The following is a 19,011-nucleotide window of genomic DNA, read 5'->3' on the forward strand; positions in this document are numbered from 1 at the left end:
CCGGGGCGCGGCTGGTGGGCGGCTGCTGCCGGGTCGGTGAGCGGGAGATCGCCGCGCTGGCCGGTGCCGTCCGGGCGTTGTGATCGGAAAGGTGCACGCACGGCCTGCGGACTGGCACACTCATGGCGGTACTCTTGCGGTCGACATTGTCGACCGTCTGTCAGCGGAGGTAGCGGATGCCCGGCCCGATCCAGTCGCTCTCCCGGGCCGCCGCGATACTGCGCCTGTTGGCCGGCGGCGAGCGCCGCCTGGGCCTGTCCGAGGTGGCCACGGCGCTGGACCTGGCCAAGGGGACGGCCCACGGGATCCTGCGCACCCTCCAGCAGGAGGGGTTCGTCGAGCAGGACGCGGAGAGCGGCAAGTACCAGCTGGGCGCCGAGCTGCTGCGGCTCGGCCAGAGCTACCTCGACGTGCACGAGCTGCGCGCCCGGGCGCTGGTGTGGGCCGACGACCTGGCCCGGGCGTCCGGTGAGACGGTCTACCTGGGGGTGCTGCACCAGCGCGGCGTGCTGATCGTGCACCACGTCTTCCGGCCGGACGACACCCGGCAGGTGCTGGAGGTCGGCTCGATGCAGCCACTGCACAGCACGGCGCTGGGCAAGGTGCTGCTGGCGTACGACCCGGTGGCCCGCGGTGAGCTGGGCGAGGAGCCGCTGGAGGCGTACACGCTGCGCACCCTGACCGATCCGGCGGACGTGGACGCGGAGTGCGCGCTGATCCGCGAGCGCGGGTGGTCGGACTCGGTGGAGGAGACCTGGGAGGGGGTGGCCTCGATCGGTGCGCTGATCCAGGACCGCCGGCGCAACCCGGTGGGTGCGGTGTGCATCTCGGGTGCGGTCGAGACGGTCTGTGAGGACGGTTTCGTGAAGCCCTCGCTGGTCGCCTCGGTGCGCAGCGCGGCCCGGGCGATCTCGCGTGACCTGGGGGCCGGCCGCTTCTGAGCACCGCTTCCCGGCATGCCGCCATGGCGTGGACGGGCCCGTCGGGCCGGTCCGCGCCATGGCTTTTTCGCGTCCGGGGCGGGTGGTGCGCGGGTGGTGAGTCACAGGTGCATAACCCGGCCTTGACGCAGGGGTGGCCGGAAGGAGAAGCTTCCGCATGTCGGTCGACAATGTCGAACGGCGGTTGGACAAGACCGCGACCCCCAGCGCTCACCCGCTCAGTGGTCGGTCCAGCAGCTCACCGGTACGACATCCCCGGGACGGGATGTGTACCGCTCCCCCACCCCCTGCACCCCCTGCTCCGGACCATTCGGACATAGGAGCCAGGCAGACGAAGGAGTCTGTGTGTCCGCGTTCTCCAACGGCGACATCTTTGTCGGCGAGACCCTCGGTACCGCCGCCCTGATACTCCTGGGCGGTGGCGTCTGCGCCGCTGTCACCCTCAAGAAGTCCAAGGCGATCAACGCCGGCTGGCTCGCGATCACCTTCGGGTGGGGCTTCGCGGTCCTGATCGCCGCCTACATGTCCGCCCCGAAGTCCGGTGCCCACCTGAACCCGGCCGTGACCCTGGCACTCGCGGTCAAGAGCGGCGAGTGGGGCCAGGTGCCGGTCTACCTCGGCTCGCAGCTGCTCGGCGCGATGATCGGCGCGGTGCTGGTCTGGCTCACCTACCTCGGCCAGTTCCAGGCCAACGAGGAGCCGACGCTCGGCATCTTCTCCACCGGCCCGGAGATCCGGAACCCGGTCCAGAACCTGATCACCGAGGTCATCGGCACCTTCGTGCTCTGCTTCGCGATCCTCACCCAGGGCCTCACCACCGGCCTCGCCGCCTCCGGCACCGGGATCCTGATCGTCGCGCTCACCGTGGTCGGCATCGGCCTCTCGCTCGGCGGCCCGACCGGCTACGCCATCAACCCGGTCCGCGACCTCGGCCCGCGCATCGTCCACGCGCTGCTGCCGATCCCCCACAAGGGCGGCTCCGACTGGTCGTACTCCTGGATCCCGGTGGTCGGCCCGGTCGTCGGCGGCCTGCTGGCCGGCGGCGTCTACAACCTGGTCTTCTGACCCCGGTTTGCGCCACGCCTGAGCACGGGGACTGACCCAGCGTCAGTCCCGCCCACCCCGAACCCTCACCCCGAGCCGAGGACCTCATGACCACTGGCAACTACATCGCCGCGATCGACCAGGGCACCACCTCCAGCCGCTGCATCATCTTCGGCGCCGACGGCCGGATCGTCGCCGTCGACCAGCAGGAGCACTCGCAGATCTTCCCGCAGCCCGGCTGGGTCGAGCACGACGCCGCCGAGATCTGGACCCGGGTCCAGTCGGTGGTCCGCGGCGCGCTGGAGAAGGCCGGGCTGACCAAGGACGACATCCGCGCGATCGGCATCACCAACCAGCGCGAGACCACCGTCCTGTGGGACAAGAACACCGGCGAGCCGGTCCACAACGCGCTGGTCTGGCAGGACACCCGCACCGAGGGGCTCTGCCGCGAGCTCGGCCGCAACGTCGGCCAGGACCGCTTCCGCCGCGAGACCGGCCTGCCGCTGGCCAGCTACTTCGCCGGCCCGAAGATCCGCTGGCTGCTGGACAACGTCGAGGGGCTGCGGGAGCGCGCCGAGGCCGGGGACATCCTGTTCGGCACCATGGACACCTGGGTGATCTGGAACCTCACCGGCGGCGTCGACGGCGGCAAGCACATCACCGATGTGACCAACGCCAGCCGCACCATGCTGATGAACCTCTCCACCCTCGCCTGGGACGAGAAGATCGCCGAGTCGATGGGCGTGCCGCTGTCCGTCCTGCCGGAGATCCGCTCCTCTGCCGAGGTCTACGGCGAGGCCGTCGGCGACCTGGCGGGCGTCCCGGTCGCCTCCGCGCTCGGCGACCAGCAGGCCGCGCTGTTCGGCCAGACCTGCTTCAGCGAGGGCGAGGCCAAGTCCACCTACGGCACCGGCACCTTCCTGCTGCTGAACACCGGCGAGAAGATCGTCAACTCGTACCACGGCCTGCTCACCACGGTCGGCTACCGGATCGGCGACCAGGCCCCGGTGTACGCCCTGGAGGGCTCCATCGCGGTCACCGGCTCGCTGGTGCAGTGGCTGCGCGACCAGCTCGGCATCATCTCCACCGCCGCCGAGATCGAGACCCTGGCCTCGACCGTCGAGGACAACGGCGGCGCCTACTTCGTCCCGGCCTTCTCCGGCCTGTTCGCCCCGTACTGGCGCTCCGACGCCCGCGGCGTGATCGCCGGCCTCACCCGGTACGTCACCAAGGGCCACCTGGCCCGGGCCGTGCTGGAGGCCACCGCCTGGCAGACCCGCGAGGTCGTCGACGCCATGCAGAAGGACTCCGGCGTCGAACTCACCGCCCTCAAGGTCGACGGCGGCATGACCTCCAACAACCTGCTGATGCAGAACATCGCCGACGTCCTCGACGCCCCCGTCGAGCGCCCGTACGTCGCCGAGACCACCGCCCTGGGCGCGGCCTACGCGGCCGGCCTCGCGGTCGGCTTCTGGCCCGACCTGGACACCCTGCGGGCCAACTGGCACCGCGCCGCCGAGTGGACCCCCCGCATGGACGAGGCCACCCGGGAGCGGGAGTACAAGAAGTGGCTCAAGGCCGTGGAGCGCACCATGGGCTGGGTGGAGGAGGACGAGCAGAACTGACCGGGCAGCCGGCCGGGGCCAAGGCCCCGGCCGGTCGTTCCGCGTTCCGAGACCGGCCCGCCGCACGGGGCCGGGACCCGGCCTGCAGCACCAGGCCGAACCGCACAACGAGAGGAGAAACGGCGCCGCCCGACCACGCGCCGCCGTAACCACACCATGGCAACCATCCCGACCCTGGGCGCCGAGCGCTTCGCCGGCCGTACCGCCTCCCGAGCCGAGACCCGCGAGCTGCTGGGCAAGGCCACCTACGACCTGCTGGTGATCGGCGGCGGCATCCTCGGCACCGCCACCGCGTGGACCGCCGCCCAGGCCGGCCTGAAGGTCGCCATGGTCGACGCCGGCGACTTCGCCGGTGCCACCTCCAGCGCCTCCTCCAAGCTCGTCCACGGCGGCCTGCGCTACCTGCAGACCGGCGCGGTCAAGCTGGTCGCCGAGAACCACAAGGAGCGCCGGGCGCTCGCCACCGACGTCGCCCCGCACCTGGTCAACCCGCTGACCTTCTTCGTCCCGGTCTACAAGGGCGGCCCGCACAGCGCCCCCAAGCTCGGCGCCGGCGTCTTCCTGTACTCCGCGCTCTCCGCCTTCCGGGACGGCATGGGCCGGGTCTCCACCGCCGCGCACGCCGCCCAGCAGGTGCCCGCCCTGCGCACCGAGGGCCTGCAGGCCGTCGCGGTCTACGGCGACCACCAGATGAACGACTCCCGGGTCGCCGTGATGACCGTCCGCGCCGCCGTCGAGGCCGGCGCCGTCGCGCTCAACCACGCCGAGGTCACCGGCCTGCGCTTCACCGGCACCCGGGTCACCGGCGCCGAGCTGAAGGACCGCCTGGACGGCACCGAGTTCGGCGTCAGCGCCCGCCTGGTGCTCAACGCCACCGGCCCGTGGGTCGACCACCTGCGCAAGATGGAGGACGCCGGCGCAGCGCCGTCGATCCGCCTCTCCAAGGGCGCCCACGTGGTCGTCAAGCGCCGCACCCCGTGGCGCGCCGCGCTGACCATCCCGATCGACAAGTACCGCGTCTCCTTCGCCATCCCGTGGGAGGACCACGTCCTGCTCGGCACCACGGACGAGGAGTACACCGGCGACCCGATGGACGTCCGCGCCACCGACGCCGACATCGACCAGATCATGGACGAGGCCGGCCACGCGATCCGCGACGAGCACCTCGACCGCGACCTGATCACCTACTCCTTCGCCGGCCTGCGGGTGCTGCCCGGCGGACCCGGCGACACCGCCGCCGCCAAGCGCGAGACCGTGGTCACCGAGGGCCGCGGCGGCATGCTGTCGGTGGCCGGCGGCAAGTGGACCACCTACCGGCACATCGGCCGCGCCGTGCTGGAGAAGCTCAAGCACGTGCCCGGCACCGGCTTCGCCGAGGACGTCTCGCCGTTCCCCGCCACCGTGCCGCTGCCCGGGGTCGGCGCGCCGAACGCCGTCGCGCACCGCCTGCTGATGGACCGCGAGCCGGGCTCCCGGATGGAGCCGCTGGTGGCCAAGCACCTGGCCAGCCACTACGGCACCCTGTCCTTCGACATCGCCCGCCTGATCGCGGACAACCCGGAGCTCGGCAGGCCGATCCACGCCGACGGGCCGGACGTGTGGGCCCAGGTCGCGTACGCCGCCGACAGCGAGTGGGCGTACACCGTGGACGACGTGCTGCGCCGCCGCACCACCATGACCGTGCGCGGGCTGGACACCCCGGAGATCCGCGCCGAGGTCGAGGCCTTCCTGGCCAAGCGCCAGCAGGGCTGACGGCCGGAAGGGCCGAAGCGGCCGGAGCCGCCCCGCGGGAGATCCCGCGGGGCGGCTCCGCCGTTTCCGGGCGGCGGTGGCACCGGGCCGGCCCCGGGTCGGGGGTGGGGGGCTCAGGAGCGGCGGTGGGTGCCGCGGCGGTGGTGGGCGGCGAAGAGCGCCCCGCCGAGGGGGATCAGGCCGGTGCCGGCGGTCAGGCCGGTCCGGGTACGGACCTTCGGGCGGCCTCGGCCGGGAGGGGCCGTGCGTATGCCACCCGCGGCCGGGTGCGCCGCCCGTCCGGGGCGAGTGTCGTTGCGTCCGCGGCGGCCGTGCGCTGGTCTACTGGCTGCATGTCCCACGTCACGTTCCTTCTCGTGATGGTGATCATCACAGCTCTGGCGTTCGACTTCACCAACGGCTTCCACGACACCGCGAACGCCATGGCGACCTCGATCGCCACCGGCGCACTCCCGCCACGGGTGGCGGTGCTGGTGAGCGCGGTGCTCAACGTGGTCGGCGCGCTCCTGTCGACGGCGGTCGCCAAGACCATCTCCGGGGGCATCGTCGACGACGGCCTGGTCACACTGGGGATGATCTTCGCGGGGCTGGTCGGCGCGATCCTCTGGAACCTGTTCACCTGGCTGCTCGGGCTCCCCTCGAGCTCCTCGCACGCGCTGATCGGCGGGCTGGTCGGCGCCGCCTGGGTCGGCGCCGGGCAGAAGGCCGTGAACTTCGACGAGGTGCTGGAGAAGATCATCATCCCGGCGTTCGCCGCGCCGGTGGTGGCGGGGATCGCCGCGGCGCTGGCCACCTACCTGGCCTACCGGCTCAGCGGACGGGCCGACGAGGAGTCGGTCACCAAGGGCTTCCGGTCCGGGCAGATCGGCTCGGCCTCGCTGGTATCGCTGGCCCACGGCACCAACGACGCCCAGAAGACCATGGGCGTGATCACCCTCAGCCTGATCTCCGCCGGTGCGCTGTCGACCGGCGCCGGGCCGCCGACCTGGGTGATCCTCACCTCGGGCCTGGCGATCGGCCTGGGGACCTACCTCGGCGGCTGGCGCATCATCAGGACGCTCGGCCGGGGGCTCGCGGACATCCACTCGCCCCAGGGCTTCTCCGCCGAGACCGCCTCCGCGACGGTCATCCTGAGCTCCGCCCACCTCGGGTTCGCGCTCTCCACCACCCAGGTCTGCAGCGGCAGCATCATCGGCTCCGGGCTCGGCCGCCGCGGGTCGGAGGTCCGCTGGTCGACGGCCGGCCGGATGGTGATCGCCTGGCTGGTGACGCTGCCCGCGGCCGGCCTGGTCGGCGGCGCCGCCTCCGCGGTCGTGGTGCACGGCGGTACGGCCGGCACGGTGGTGGTGGCGGTGGTCGCCGTGGCCGCGGCCGGGGTGATCTACCTGCTGTCCCGGCGCAGCCCGGTCACCGCCGACAACGTCAACGACTCCCGGACCGTGACGGTCAACCCGCAGCCCGCGGCCGCGGGCAGCTGAGCCGGAAGGAGGCACCGTGGCAGTGCACTGGAGCGCGCTGGGCGAGGTGACCGCCGTCAGCATCGGCGCGACGGTGGCGGTCGCGGTGGTGTTCACCCTGGGGGTGCGGTCGACGCTGGCCTACCAGGACGCCAAGGACGGCGGCCGGACCTCGGCCGCCGCCCTGGCGGGGGCCGCGCTGTGCTTCCTGGCCTGCGCGGCCGCCGTGGCCTACGGGCTGTATCTGATCATCCCGCAGTTCCACGACTGACCCGGCCGGACGGTCCGCCGCCTGACGCGGCCCTAGACGATCAGGCTGAGCGGCATGATCAGGGCGATGGCGACCACCGAGATCACCGTCTCCATCACCGACCAGGACTTGACCGTCTGGCCGACCGTCATCCCGAAGTACTCCTTGACCAGCCAGAAGCCGGCGTCGTTGACGTGCGAGAAGAACAGCGAGCCGGCGCCGATGGCGAGCACCAGCAGGGCCGCGTGGGTGCTGGACATCCCGGCGGCGAGCGGCGCGACGATGCCGGCGGCGGTGATGGTGGCCACCGTGGCGGAGCCGGTGGCCAGCCGGATCAGGACGGCGATCAGCCAGCCGAGCAGCAGGGCGGAGACGTGCCAGCGGCCGGCCCACTGGCTGACCGCCTCGCCGACCCCGACGTCGATCAGGGTCTGCTTGAAGCCGCCGCCCGCGCCGACGATGAAGACGATGCCGGCGATCGGCGCCAGCGACCCCGCCACGGTGGCGGAGATCCGGGCCTTGTCGAAGCCGGCGGCCCGGCCGAGGGTGACCATGCCGAGCAGGGTCGCGGCGAGCAGGGCGACCAGCGGGGAGCCGATGAAGTCGAAGATCCGCTGCGCGGTCGCCTTCGGGTCGTCGACCACCACGTCGACCAGGGCCTTGCCGAGCATCAGGGCGACCGGCAGCAGGATGGTGGCCAGGACGGCGCCGAACCGGGGTGTGTGCTCGGGGCGTTCGGCCTCGGCGGGGGCCTGGGGGGCGGGCACCTCCAGCGGCCCGACCCAGCGTTCGGCGACGCGGGCGAACAGCGGCCCGGCGACCACCAGGGTGGGGACGGCGATCAGCAGGCCGAGCGCCAGGGTGATGCCGAGGTCGGCCTTGAGCGCGTCGACGGCGACCAGCGGGCCGGGGTGCGGGGGTACCAGGCCGTGCAGGACGGACAGGCCGGCCAGCGCGGGGATGCCGATCCGCAGCAGCGGGACGTTGCCGCGCCGCGCGACCAGCAGCACGATCGGCACCAGCAGCACCACGCCGACCTCGAAGAACAGCGGCAGGCCGAGCACCGCCGCGATCAGGGCCATCGCCCAGGGCAGCGCCCGGCGGCCGGAGCGGGCGAGCACGGTGTCCGCGATGATGTTGGCCCCGCCGGAGTCGGCGAGCAGCTTGCCGAGCATCGCGCCGAGGCCGATCAGCAGGCCGACGCCGCTGACGGTGGCGCCGAAGCCGGTGGCGAAGCTGCTGGTCAGCTTGTCGAAGGGGGCGCCGGCCACGGCGGCCAGCAGGCCCGAGCCGAGGGTCAGGGCGAGGAACGGGTGCAGCTTCAGCTTGGTGATCAGCAGCACGATGGCGGCGATGCTGAGCAGCACCGCGATCAGCAGCGTGGTGTCGTCGCCGGTGTGGGGCAAGGCCGGTGGGGCGGCCGCGAGCAGCGCTCTGGTGGTCACGCGAGGTCTCCATTGACGGGCCGCACCAGCTGTGCGGCCATCTCGGCGAGGTCGTAGGGGGCGGGGCCGACGTCCAGGACGGCGCCGCGCTCGTCGGGTCCGAGCGGCTCCAGGGCGGCGTACTGGGAGTCGAGCAGCGAGGCCGGCATGAAGTGGCCGCTGCGGTGGGCGAGGCGGTCCTCGACCAGGCGGTGGTCGCCGCTGAGGTGGAGGAAGAACGCGTCGGGGCAGTGGGCGCGCAGGGTGTCGCGGTAGCGGCGTTTGAGCGCGGAACAGGTGACCACTCCCCCGGTCCCGGCGGCCCGGCGTTCGCCGAGCCAGCCGCCCAGGGCGGTCAGCCAGGGCTGCCGGTCCCGGTCGTCCAGCGGGATGCCGGCCGACATCTTGGCGATGTTGGCCGCCGGGTGGAAGTCGTCGGCCTCCGCGTGGGGCAGGTGGAGGAGGTCGGCCAGCAGCTCGGCGACGGTGGTCTTGCCGACGCCTGAGACGCCCATGACGACGATCACGGGCGGCCGGTTCTCGACGGTGAGAGCCATGGGGTGGTGCTCCTGTTCTGCCTGTTCCGCGGGCAACTGTGACGCAAAGGTATGACTTATTCAAGGGGATGAAACTTAATCGTCATACTTTTACTGGCCGGCGGTGCCGCGGCACTAGGCTGGCCCGATGGAGATCCAGGGCCTGCCGGGCCGACTGCTCGCGGACCTCGGTCCGGCCATCGCCTCGGGGGAGCTCCCGGCCGGTACGGTGCTGCGCGCGGAGGAGCTGGAGGAGCGCTACGGCGTCTCGCGCACGGTGGTCCGGGAGGCGGTGCGGATCCTGGAGTCGATGCGGATGGTCGAGTCCCGGCGGCGGGTCGGCTCGACGGTGCTGCCGCAGCGCGACTGGGACGTCTTCGACCCGCTGGTGATCCGCTGGCGGCTGGCGGGGAGCGGCCGGGCCGCCCAACTGCGTTCGCTCGGCTCACTGCGGGTCGCGGTCGAACCGGCCGCGGCCGCGCTGGCGGCCCGTCAGGCCGGGGACGACGACCGGCGGGAGCTGAGCGCGCTGGCCGTCGAACTGACCGTCAGCGCCCGCGCCGCCGACCTGGAGACCTTCCTGCGACACGACATCGCCTTCCACTCGGCGGTGCTGCGGGCCAGCGGGAACGAGATGTTCGCCCACCTGGGCGACACCGTCGGCGCGGTGCTGACCGGCCGGACCGAGCACCACCTGATGCCGCACCAGCCGCGCGAGTACGCGGTGCGGCTGCACCGGGAGGTCGCGGAGGCGATCTGCGCCGGCGATCCGGAATCGGCCGAACGGGCGATGCGCACCATCGTGTTGGGGGCGCTGGAGGAGTTGGACGCGACCCTGGACTGAGCCGGGCGCCCGCCGGACGGGTGGAATGATCCGGTGCGCAGGGGGCAGGCTGGGCCGTGGACGCGCCACCGTCGGTCGTACCGGCGCGCGCCATGCGCCCGCGCGCCCTGCGCGGCGCCAGCCTTGGGGGGTTGCCGAATGTCCGCCGCACGCCGCCGACTCCCGGACGAGGTGCGGTCCGCCGCCGTCCGGGCCGTGCTCTGCGTCGCCTTCACCCTGGTGGCACTGATGGTGGCGGTCCTCGCCTCGTACGCCCGCAGCGGTCTGCTGACGCCCGCCCTGCTGGGCATGGCGCTCGGGGTGTTCGGCTGCGCCTGGTGCCTGCTGGAGATCGTGATCGCCCGTCAGGTCGCCGCCCAGCGGGCGCACGGGCCGCACGCCCAGTCGCCGCTGGCCGGCAGCCGGGAGAAGGCGCGAAGGCGCCCGGCGGTGGACGGCCGCCGGGCGCCTTCGCGGGGCTGACGGGCCCCGGGGCCCGCCCCGGGGTCAGCCGCGGCTGCCGACGGCGAAGCCGTACTGCCGGGGCCAGCGGCGCTCGGCGCCCAGGGCGCGGGCGGCGTCGTGCGCCCAGTACGGGTTGCGCAGCAGTTCGCGGCCGAGCATCACGGCGTCGGCGTGACCGTCGCGCAGGATCCGCTCGGCCTGCTCGGGCTCGGTGATCAGGCCGACGGCGCTGACCGGCAGCCCGGCCGCGGCCCGGATCCCGGCCGCGAAGGGCACCTGGTAGCCGGGGCCGGTGGTGATCTCGGCGTGCGGGGCGAGGCCGCCGCTGGAGACGTCGACCAGGTCGGCGCCGGCGGCGGCGAGCTCCTTGGCCAGCAGGACGCTCTCCTCCAGGGTCCAACTGGGCTCGCCGGGCAGCCAGTCGGTGGCGGACACCCGGAAGAACACCGGCAGCTCCTGCGGCCAGACGGCGCGCACCGCGGCGGTCACCTCCAGGGCGAGCCGGGCCCGCCCGGCGAAGGAGCCGCCGTAGCCGTCGGTGCGGTGGTTGGCCGCCGGGGACAGGAAGGAGTGGATCAGGTAGCCGTGCGCGCCGTGCACCTCGGCCACCCGGAAACCGGCGGCCAGCGCGCGCTCGGCGGCCCGGGCGAAGGACCGGACCACCTCGGCGATCTCCTCGACGGTCAGCTCGTGCGGCAGCGGGTGGTCGGCGAAGGCGAGCAGGGACGGGCCGACCGGCTGCCAGCCGCCCTCGGCGGCGTCGAGCGGCGTGCCGCCGAGCCACGGCTGCCGGGAGCCCGCCTTCCGGCCGGCGTGGGCGAGCTGGATCGCCGGGACCGCGCCGTGGCCGGCGATCAGGGCGGCGACCCGGGCCAGCGCCTGCTGCTGCCGGTCGTTCCACAGCCCGAGGTCGTACGGGGAGATCCGGCCCTCGGGGCTCACGCCGGTGGCCTCGACCATCACCAGTCCGGTGCCGCCGGCGGCGCGGGAGCCGAGGTGGGCCAGGTGGAAGTCGGTGGCCACGCCCTCCTCGGGCCCCTCGGGGGCGGCGGAGTACATGCACATCGGCGACATCCAGACCCGGTTGGGAATGGTCAGCGAGCGCAGGGTGAGCGGCTCGAACAGGGCACTCATGCGGGTCCTCCGGAAGGCGGCGGGGTCACGGTGACGTTCGTACGATAGCCGCCGTACTACGAGAACTGTCAAACTACGAGAACTGTCAAACTACGAGAACTCTCGTACCATGAGGTGTGCACCAGACCACAGCGGAGACAGCGCCCGGGGCGGCGGAGGCGTGCACCACCCTGCCCGAGCCCGGCACCGACGAGATCCGGCTGGAGTGCGTGCTGCACGCGCTCGCCGACCCGGTCCGGCTGCGGATCGTGGCCGAGCTGGCCGCGCCGGGGGCCGCGCTGAACTGCCTCGCCATCGACCTGCCGGTGACCAAGTCCACCAGCACCCACCACTTCCGGGTGCTGCGCGAGGCCGGCGTGATCCGGCAGTGGCGCAAGGGCACCTCGAAGATGAACGCGCTGCGCCGGGACGACCTGGCCCGGCTGTACCCCGGCCTGCTGGAGAGCGTGGTCGCCGCCCTGGCCGCGCAGCGCGACGCCGCCCGGCCCTGAGGGGCCGGACGGTCAGTCCTCCCGACCCTCCTCGGCGGTGTGCGGGAGGTCGATGCCGTTGCGGGCGGCGATCCGCAGCAGGGCGGTGATCCGGCCCCGGTAGGCCTCCACCCCGTCCTCGTCCCCCTCGGCCCGCGCCTGCTCCAGCGCCCGGCGGGCCGATGCCAGCTGCTCGCGAAGCTCCACGCCGAAGTTCTCTGTCACGGCCGCCCTCCGGTGCCGATGTGGACGAAGACCCTCTGCTCGGGGAAGTTCCGCCCGGGCGTCCAGCATGGACGAATGCCGACAAATCATCAACCAGCTGCCGGTCCGACCTGCGCCACGCCCACGATGGAGTGATCCCTCCGCCGCGCGTCGGCCGCACCGGCCTCGCCGCGGGCCCGCCCGCGCCGGGCGCAACGCGCCCGTCACCGGAGTTGTCCGGGTGTTCATCCTTGATCGACAGATGGTCTATACCAATCCGGTAGCCTGACCTCGAGACGTCCCAATTCGACGGCTGTGGGGGCCCTATGACTGCCGATCACCTACCGGCGCCACCGACCGACCGCGAGCTCTACTGGTACTTCGGCCCACAGCGCCGCTGGGTACCGATCTGCTCCTCGCTCGCCTTCGTCTGCTCCGCGCTGACCATGGTGTCCTTCTCGCTGCGCACCGCCGCGCTCTGGCCGTTCCTGGCCGTGCTCGCGCTCAACCTGGTCGCCCTGGTGCTGTCCTGCGTCAACGGGCTGCGCGGGCGCCGCTTCACCCGCCGCTCGCACGAACTGCTGCTGGCCGCCTGGCGGCCCGCCACCGCCCCGGCCGTTGACCTCTACCTGCCGACCTGCGGCGAACCGCTGCCGGTGCTCGCCAACGCCTACCGCGCGGTCGCCGGCCTGCGCTGGCCCGGTGCGCTGACCGTCTGGGTGCTCGACGACGCGGACCGCCCCGAGGTGGCCGGCCTGGCCCGCGCCCACGGCTACCGGTACGTGGTGCGGCCCGACCGCGGCCACCTGAAGAAGGCCGGCAACCTCAACCACGCGCTCGGCCTCGGCGACGGCGAGTTCATCGCCATCCTGGACGCCGACTTCGCCCCCCGGCCCGACTTCCTGCACCACCTGGTGCCGTACCTGGCCGACCCCGGGGTCGGTATCGTGCAGAGCCCGCAGTGCTTCGACACCGACCCCTCGATGGGCTGGATCGAACGCGCCGCCGGGGCCGCCCAGGAGTGGTTCTTCCGCTGGATCCAGCCCTCCCGCGACGCCAGCGACGCGGCGATCTGCTGCGGCAGCAACGCCGTCTACCGGCGCGCCGCGATCGAGGCCGCCGGCGGCTTCGCCCGGCTCGACCACAGCGAGGACATGTACACCGGCCTCGCCCTGCACGGGCGCGGCTACCGCACCGTGTACGTGCCGGTGCTGGTCGCCAAGGGCACCTCCCCGGCGGGCCTCGCCCCCTTCGTCAACCAGCAGTACCGCTGGGCGATGGGCAACCTGCACCTGCTCGGCGGCTCCGAGCTGGCCCGGCTGGGACTGCCCTGGCGGATGCGGCTGTGCTACTACGAGGGCGTGGTCGGCTACCTGACCATGTTCGTCAACATCCTCACCGCCCCGCTGCCACCGCTGGTGATGCTGTTCTGGTTCCCCGGCCAGGTCCGGGCCTGGTACGCGCTGCCGCTGATCTCGCTGCTGTGGCTGTGGCACGTGCTGCTGCCCCGGGTCAGCCGGACCCGCTGGCGGATCGAGGTGATCCGGGCCAACACCCTGATGGCCTTCGCGGCCGGCGCCGCCCTGCTGCACACCCTGCGCGGGCGCAGCGCCGCCTGGGTACCCACCGGAGCGGGCCGGACCCGCCCCGGCGGGATGGCCCGGCGGGTGGTGCTGGTGACCATGCTCTGGACGGCCGGCGTCCTCGCGGCCACCGCCGTCGGCCTCGCCCTCGCCGTCGCCGCGTACGGCTGGTGGCCGACCTGGGGCCTCGGCCTGTACCTGCTGGTCCAGGCCCAGATCGGGCTGCCGCTGGTCCGCGACCTCGCCGTCGAACTGCGCGGCACGCAGCGCCCCGGCCGCGCCCGGCCCTCGATGCGCCCGCGCCGCTGGCCCGAGGCGCTGGCCGTGACCAGCTCGCTCGCCCTGACCGCACTGCTCGCCTCCGGCTGGGTGGCGCCGATGCTGCCCTGGCTGGGCTGAAAGGTCGTCACACCCGTGTCCGTCAGCGCTGACCCCGACCAGCGGCCCGACCAGCGGCCCGACCAGCAGACCGACCCGCTCACCGTGCTCACCCCGCGGCCCGCCCCCGGCGAACGCCGCTTCCGCCCCGACCTGGAGGGGCTGCGCGCCGTCGCGGTCCTCGCCGTCCTCGGCTTCCACGCCGCCGTCCCCGGCCTGGCCGGCGGGTTCGTCGGCGTCGACGTCTTCTTCGTCCTGTCCGGCTACCTGATCACCGGCCTGCTGGTCCGGGAGGCCGCCGCCCACGGCCGGATCCACCTCGCCGAGTTCTTCTCCCGCCGGGCCCGCCGCCTGCTGCCGTCCGCCGCCCTCGTGCTGGCGGTGGTGGCGGTCGCCGGTGCCTGGCTGACCGTGCCGCTGCGCCGTACCGACCTGGAGCACGACGTGCTGGCGGCCGCCCTGTCGGTCGCCAACTGGCGCTTCATCGGCCTGCAGACCGACTACCTGGCCGCCGGGCGGGACCAGAGCCCGCTGCTGCACTTCTGGTCGCTGGCGGTGGAGGAGCAGTTCTACCTGGCGTGGGCGCCGCTGGTGGCCCTGGTGGTGCTGGTGACCGCCCGCCGCCGGCGGGCGCGGACACCGGTGCTCGGCCCGGTCCTGGGCGCCGTGACCGCTGGCCTGACCGCCGCCTCGTTCGCGCTGGCGCTGCACTGGACCGCCGGTTCGGTCTCCCTCGCCTACCTCGGCACCCCGTCCCGGGCCTGGCAGTTCGGGGCCGGCGCGCTGCTCGCGGTCGCGCCCTGGCACCGGCTGCGCGGGCCGCGCGCGGCCCGTGAACTGCTCGGCTGGGCCGGACTGGCCGCGATCGGCTGGTCCGTGCTGGGCTTCGACGCCGCCACCGCGTACCCGGGATGGGCCGCGCTGCTGCCCACGGCCGGCACGGCGGCGGTGATCCTGGCCGGGACCGCCGACCGGGACGGCCGCGGCCCGCACACCGTCGGGCGGCTGCTCGGCACCCGGGCGCCGCGGGCGCTCGGCCGGCTCTCGTACAACCTCTACCTGTGGCACTGGCCGGTGCTGGTGCTCGCCGAGGCCCGCTTCGGCGTGCTCGGCCGGCCCGTGCGGACGCTGCTGACCTGCGCCGCCGCGCTGCCCGCGTATGCGGCGATGCGCTGGGTGGAGCGGCCGCTGCGGCGCAGCCGGGTGGTGGCGGAGCTGCCCAGGCGCGGGCTGTCGCTGGGCCTGACGGCCGTGGTGCTGCCGGTGGTGCTGGCGCTGGTGGTGGGGACCGGGACGCTGCGGGTGCTCGGCCCGGCCGGACCGGTGGACCTGGCCGGGCTGGCCGCCGGGAATCCCGACGGAACGTCACTGCTGCTGCCGGGCGGGGCCACCCGCGGCCCGGTGGTGCCCAACCCGGTGCAGGCCCGGCAGGACTTCCCGCCGGACGGTGCCTGCGAGGTGCCGCCGGCCGCCGTCACCAGCCCGGACTGCCGGTTCGGCGACCCGGCCGCGGCCGACCGGATCGTGCTGCTCGGCGACTCGCACGCCGGGCAGTGGTTCTCCCCGCTGCTCGGCATCGCGGCGCAGCGGCACTGGGCGCTGGAGGAGCTCGTCAAGCAGGGCTGCCCGCTGCCGCAGGTGCCGGTGGTCAACCCGCAGCTCGGCCGCGTCTACCAGGAGTGCGACCAGTGGCGGTCGGCCGCGCTGGAGCGGCTGCGCGGCGGGCCGAAGCCGACGCTGATCGTGGTCGCCTCGCTGAACCGCTACACCGCGGACCGCGAGCAGTTGCTGCGCGGCTGGCAGCAGACCCTGGATCCGCTGCGGGCGCTCGGCGTGCCGATCGTCTACCTCCAGGACACCCCGGTGCCGGGCCTGGACGTGCCCGCCTGCCTGTCCGGGCACACCGCGGATCCGGCGGCCTGCGGGTTCGCCCGCCCGGCGGGCCTGTGGCCGGACCCGCTGGCCGAGGCGGTGGCCGCCGGCTCGGTGCCGGGCGTGCGCAGCGTCTCCGTCAACCCGGTGCTGTGCCCGGGCTCGGGGCGCAGCTGCCCCGCGGTGCTGGACCGGGTGGTGCTGTACCGGGACGACGCGCACCTGACCAACACGGCGGCGGTGGTGCTGGCGCCGCGCTTGGAGCGGCTGCTCGTCGAGGCCGGGGTGCTCACCGGGGGCGGGGCGCCCGCGGGGGGCGCGGGCTGGACCGAGGTGCTGCGGGACGAGTTCGACGGCCCGGCCGGGCGCCGGCCCTCCGCGGACCTGTGGCAGTACGACCTCGGCACCTGCTACCCGGGCTGCCCGGCCGCCCAGTGGGGCACCGGCGAGGTCGAGACGATGACCGACTCGGCCGAGAACGTCCGGCTGGACGGCGCCGGCGCGCTGGAGATCCGGCCGACGCTGGCCGGCGGGCGGTGGAGTTCGGGCCGGATCGAGACCCGGCGCGCGGACCTGGCCGCGCCGCCCGGCGGTGTGCTGCGGATCGAGGCCTCGATCGCGCTGCCGGCGGTGGGCGGTCCGGCCGCCGGCGGGTACTGGCCGGCGTTCTGGACGCTGGGCGGCGCGCTGCGCGACGGGTACACGGGCTGGCCGGGCGTCGGCGAGCTGGACGTGCTGGAGGCGGTGGGCGGCCGGCCGTCGGTCTTCGGCACGCTGCACTGCGGTACGGCGCAGGGCGGGCCGTGCCGGGAGCCGGCGGGCCTCGGCTCGGGCCTTCGGCCGTGCGCGGACTGCTGGGGCGGCGGGTTCCACACGTACGCGGTGGAGGTCGACCGTTCGACGGCGCCGGAGCAGGTCCGCTGGTACCTGGACGGCGCCGAGTACCACCGGGTGACCGCCGATCAGGTCGGGGCCGAGGCCTGGGACCGGGCCGTGCACCACGGGATGTTCGTGGTGCTGGACGTGGCGGTGGGCGGCGGCCTGCCCGACGCGTACGGCGTCCCGCTCACCGCGGCGACCGAGCCGGGGAACCCGATGCGGGTGCGCTACGTGTCGGCGGCGACCCGGGGCTGAGGCACCCGTCATCGCCCGGACGGGCCGGCCCCGGGAGCAGCAGCCGCGGGGACCGGCCGGTCCGGGCAGCGGGCCGGGCGGGCGGCGCAGGCAGCGGGCCGGGCGGTGCAGGCAGCGGGCCGGGCGGTGCAGGCAGCCCTCAGCACATGCACATCTGCTGACGTGGAGAAAGAGTGACTTATCGCCGGCTGATGCGCCGTGCGCCGGTGGGATCCGGCCCGCCGGACCCCTCCGACCTGCGGCGATGGCGCGATCCGCACCCCGCCCGGAGGGCCGGAAACAGGCTGTTCGCCGTCGATCCGCCGGGTTAGGAATGGAAGCCCGGGGCCCGCCCTCCCCCGCCCCGGACCGACCCGAACAGGAGCCCGCCACCCATGACCCGACTCCGTGCCGCCGCCGTCGTCCTCGGCGCCGCCGCCGCACTGACCGCCGTCCCGCTGTCCACCGCGCAGGCCGCTCCCGGCGACACCGCCACCCTCTGCTCGTCCTCGCTGACGCCGAGCGGCTGGGTCGACGTCCAGTGGTGGAACAGCTTCAGCTGCGGATCGACCTTCAACCCCAACATCCGCAAGGTGCAGCAGCTCACCGGCTACGCCGCCGGGACCACCGTCACCGCCTGCGCCTCCAGCCTCCCGCCCGCCGGCTGGGTCGCGGTCTCCATCTCCTACAACAGCGGCTGCGTCTACGCGCCCAACCAGGGCTTCAACAAGAACTCCTGGCAGCTCAAGCAGCTCACCGGCTACCCGGTCGGCACGGTCGTCAACGCCTGCTCCTCGATGCTGCCGCCGGCCGGCTGGGTCTCGGTGGGCGAGTACTACGACGGCGGCTGCCAGCCCACCTCGACCCCGAGCACCGCCAAGAACGCCTGGCAGCTCAAGCGCGTCTCCTGAGCCGCCGTCACGGCCGCCGCCGGGCCTCCGGGCCGGGCCGACGCCCCGGCACAACGAGGCTTCTCCTCCCCGGAGTTGGGCACGGCGGGTGATAGCGTTCGGGCACGATGCACGTCTTCGAGCACGGCACTCGTCCACGCCCCGCCGCCCTCCGCCGGCCACCGCGGGAGGCCACCGGATGGCGGTGATCACCGGGCTGGCCACCCTGACGGCGTACGGGAGCGGACCCGAGCACCTCTGGACCGGCCTGCTGAGCGGCGAACCCGCGCTCTCCCCGGTCACCCGCTTCGAGGTCACCGGCCGCCGCGCCCGGTACGCGGCCACGCTGCCGGGCAGCCCCGACCTGACGGCGGAACTGGCCGCGCTGGTGGACCGGGCCTGCACCGGGGCCGGCCTGACCGGCGCCGAACGGGCCGTCACCCCACTGCTGCTGGCCCGCCACCTCACCACCGCCGTGGACCCGCCCACCGCCTCGCTCGCCGCCGACTGCGGCCTGCTCGGCCTCCAGCGGATCCACACCGGCGCCTGCGCCGCGGCCGCCTCGGCGGTCGCGGACGCCGCCGCCCAGCTCGCCCTCGGCGAACACCCGCGGCTGGTGGTGGCGGCCGGGCACCTGGTCACCGAGGACACGTTCGCCTCCTTCGACAGCTCCGGCGTGCTGGCGCCGGACGGAATCGCCCGCCCGTTCAGCACCGGACGGCGGGGACCGCTGCTCGGCGACGGCGCCGGGGCACTGGTCCTGGAGAGCCCGGCGGAGGCCCGCCGCCGCGGCGCCACCCCGCTGGCCCGGATCGCGGGCTGGGGCCAGGCCGGCGACGCCCACCACGTCGCACGACCGCACCCGGCCGGGCTCGGCACCGCGCGGGCCGTCGCCGCCGCCCTGCACCGGGCCGGCCTCGGCCCGGACGCGGTCGGCTACGTCAACGCGCACGGCACCGCCACACCGGCCTTCGACCCCAGCGAGGCCGCCGGACTGCACCGCGCCCTGGGACCGCACGCCGCGAGGGTCCCGGTCAGCTCCACCAAGCC

At 74.2% G+C, this 19,011-nt stretch carries 18 protein-coding genes; 14 read left to right on the top strand and 4 right to left on the bottom strand.

Annotation, left to right across the window (positions count from 1 at the left end; translation table 11 throughout):
• From AA75_RS54110 to AA75_RS26970, 7 genes are all read left to right on the top strand, one after another.
• The coding region (locus AA75_RS54110) for a homocysteine S-methyltransferase family protein (RefSeq protein WP_199520426.1) at positions 1-83 on the top strand (83 nt) is incomplete at its 5' end.
• Between the two features lie 93 nt (positions 84-176).
• Complete coding sequence (locus tag AA75_RS26945; RefSeq protein WP_033822863.1) at positions 177-941, top strand: IclR family transcriptional regulator; 765 nt, start codon at positions 177-179, stop codon at positions 939-941.
• 345 nt (positions 942-1,286) lie between these two features.
• The gene (locus AA75_RS26950) at positions 1,287-2,006 is read left to right on the top strand and encodes an MIP/aquaporin family protein (RefSeq protein WP_033822864.1); all 720 of its coding nucleotides are present in this window, start codon (positions 1,287-1,289) and stop codon (positions 2,004-2,006) included.
• An 86-nt stretch (positions 2,007-2,092) separates the two neighbouring features.
• Entirely contained in the window at positions 2,093-3,610 is a 1,518-nt protein-coding gene (gene glpK / locus AA75_RS26955) for a glycerol kinase GlpK (protein WP_033822865.1), read from the top strand.
• Positions 3,611-3,766: 156 nt separating this feature from the next.
• A complete protein-coding gene (locus AA75_RS26960) occupies positions 3,767-5,362 on the top strand; it encodes a glycerol-3-phosphate dehydrogenase/oxidase (RefSeq protein WP_033822866.1) in 1,596 nt (531 codons plus the stop codon).
• Positions 5,363-5,694: 332 nt separating this feature from the next.
• Positions 5,695-6,840: an inorganic phosphate transporter gene (locus AA75_RS26965; protein WP_033822867.1), complete on the top strand. Its 1,146-nt coding sequence runs from the start codon at positions 5,695-5,697 to the stop codon at positions 6,838-6,840.
• Positions 6,841-6,856: 16 nt separating this feature from the next.
• The gene (locus tag AA75_RS26970) at positions 6,857-7,090 is read left to right on the top strand and encodes a hypothetical protein (protein ID WP_033822868.1); all 234 of its coding nucleotides are present in this window, start codon (positions 6,857-6,859) and stop codon (positions 7,088-7,090) included.
• Between the two features lie 32 nt (positions 7,091-7,122).
• Here the strand turns inward: AA75_RS26970 and AA75_RS26975 are convergent, their stop codons facing one another.
• Positions 7,123-8,499, bottom strand: a complete 1,377-nt coding sequence (locus tag AA75_RS26975) for a gluconate:H+ symporter (protein WP_033822878.1) — start codon at positions 8,497-8,499, stop codon at positions 7,123-7,125.
• Between the two features lie 11 nt (positions 8,500-8,510).
• On the bottom strand, positions 8,511-9,050 hold the full coding sequence (locus tag AA75_RS26980) for a gluconokinase (protein ID WP_033822869.1): 540 nt from the start codon (positions 9,048-9,050) through the stop codon (positions 8,511-8,513).
• Positions 9,051-9,177: 127 nt separating this feature from the next.
• Between AA75_RS26980 and AA75_RS26985 the strand changes: the two genes are divergently transcribed.
• Positions 9,178-9,873, top strand: coding sequence for a FadR/GntR family transcriptional regulator (locus tag AA75_RS26985; RefSeq protein WP_033822870.1), 696 nt, complete (start codon positions 9,178-9,180; stop codon positions 9,871-9,873).
• 138 nt (positions 9,874-10,011) lie between these two features.
• Positions 10,012-10,335, top strand: a complete 324-nt coding sequence (locus tag AA75_RS26990) for a hypothetical protein (RefSeq protein ID WP_033822871.1) — start codon at positions 10,012-10,014, stop codon at positions 10,333-10,335.
• Between the two features lie 24 nt (positions 10,336-10,359).
• Here AA75_RS26990 and AA75_RS26995 read toward each other — a convergent pair whose 3' ends face one another.
• A complete protein-coding gene (locus AA75_RS26995; RefSeq protein ID WP_033822872.1) occupies positions 10,360-11,451 on the bottom strand; it encodes an NADH:flavin oxidoreductase/NADH oxidase in 1,092 nt (363 codons plus the stop codon).
• A 170-nt stretch (positions 11,452-11,621) separates the two neighbouring features.
• Here AA75_RS26995 and AA75_RS27000 point away from each other — a divergent pair, with 170 nt between their 5' ends.
• Entirely contained in the window at positions 11,622-11,942 is a 321-nt protein-coding gene (locus AA75_RS27000; protein WP_033822879.1) for a helix-turn-helix transcriptional regulator, read from the top strand.
• A gap of 12 nt (positions 11,943-11,954) precedes the next feature.
• Here AA75_RS27000 and AA75_RS27005 read toward each other — a convergent pair whose 3' ends face one another.
• Positions 11,955-12,146 (bottom strand): hypothetical protein, encoded by a 192-nt coding sequence (locus AA75_RS27005; RefSeq protein ID WP_033822873.1) that lies wholly within the window; start codon positions 12,144-12,146, stop codon positions 11,955-11,957.
• 305 nt (positions 12,147-12,451) lie between these two features.
• Between AA75_RS27005 and AA75_RS27010 the strand changes: the two genes are divergently transcribed.
• The 4 genes from AA75_RS27010 to AA75_RS27025 form a co-directional block, all read left to right on the top strand.
• On the top strand, positions 12,452-14,107 hold the full coding sequence (locus AA75_RS27010) for a glycosyltransferase family 2 protein (protein WP_033822874.1): 1,656 nt from the start codon (positions 12,452-12,454) through the stop codon (positions 14,105-14,107).
• An 84-nt stretch (positions 14,108-14,191) separates the two neighbouring features.
• Positions 14,192-17,092 carry an SGNH hydrolase domain-containing protein gene (locus AA75_RS27015; RefSeq protein ID WP_033822880.1) on the top strand — a complete coding sequence of 967 codons (2,901 nt, stop codon included), beginning with the start codon at positions 14,192-14,194 and terminating at the stop codon, positions 17,090-17,092.
• 374 nt (positions 17,093-17,466) lie between these two features.
• The gene (locus tag AA75_RS27020) at positions 17,467-17,982 is read left to right on the top strand and encodes a hypothetical protein (protein ID WP_051813460.1); all 516 of its coding nucleotides are present in this window, start codon (positions 17,467-17,469) and stop codon (positions 17,980-17,982) included.
• Positions 17,983-18,160: 178 nt separating this feature from the next.
• On the top strand, positions 18,161-19,011 hold an 851-nt coding region (locus AA75_RS27025; RefSeq protein ID WP_033822875.1), incomplete at its 3' end, for a beta-ketoacyl synthase N-terminal-like domain-containing protein.

Source organism: Kitasatospora sp. MBT63, assembly GCF_000710465.2.
Lineage (GTDB): Bacteria > Actinomycetota > Actinomycetes > Streptomycetales > Streptomycetaceae > Kitasatospora.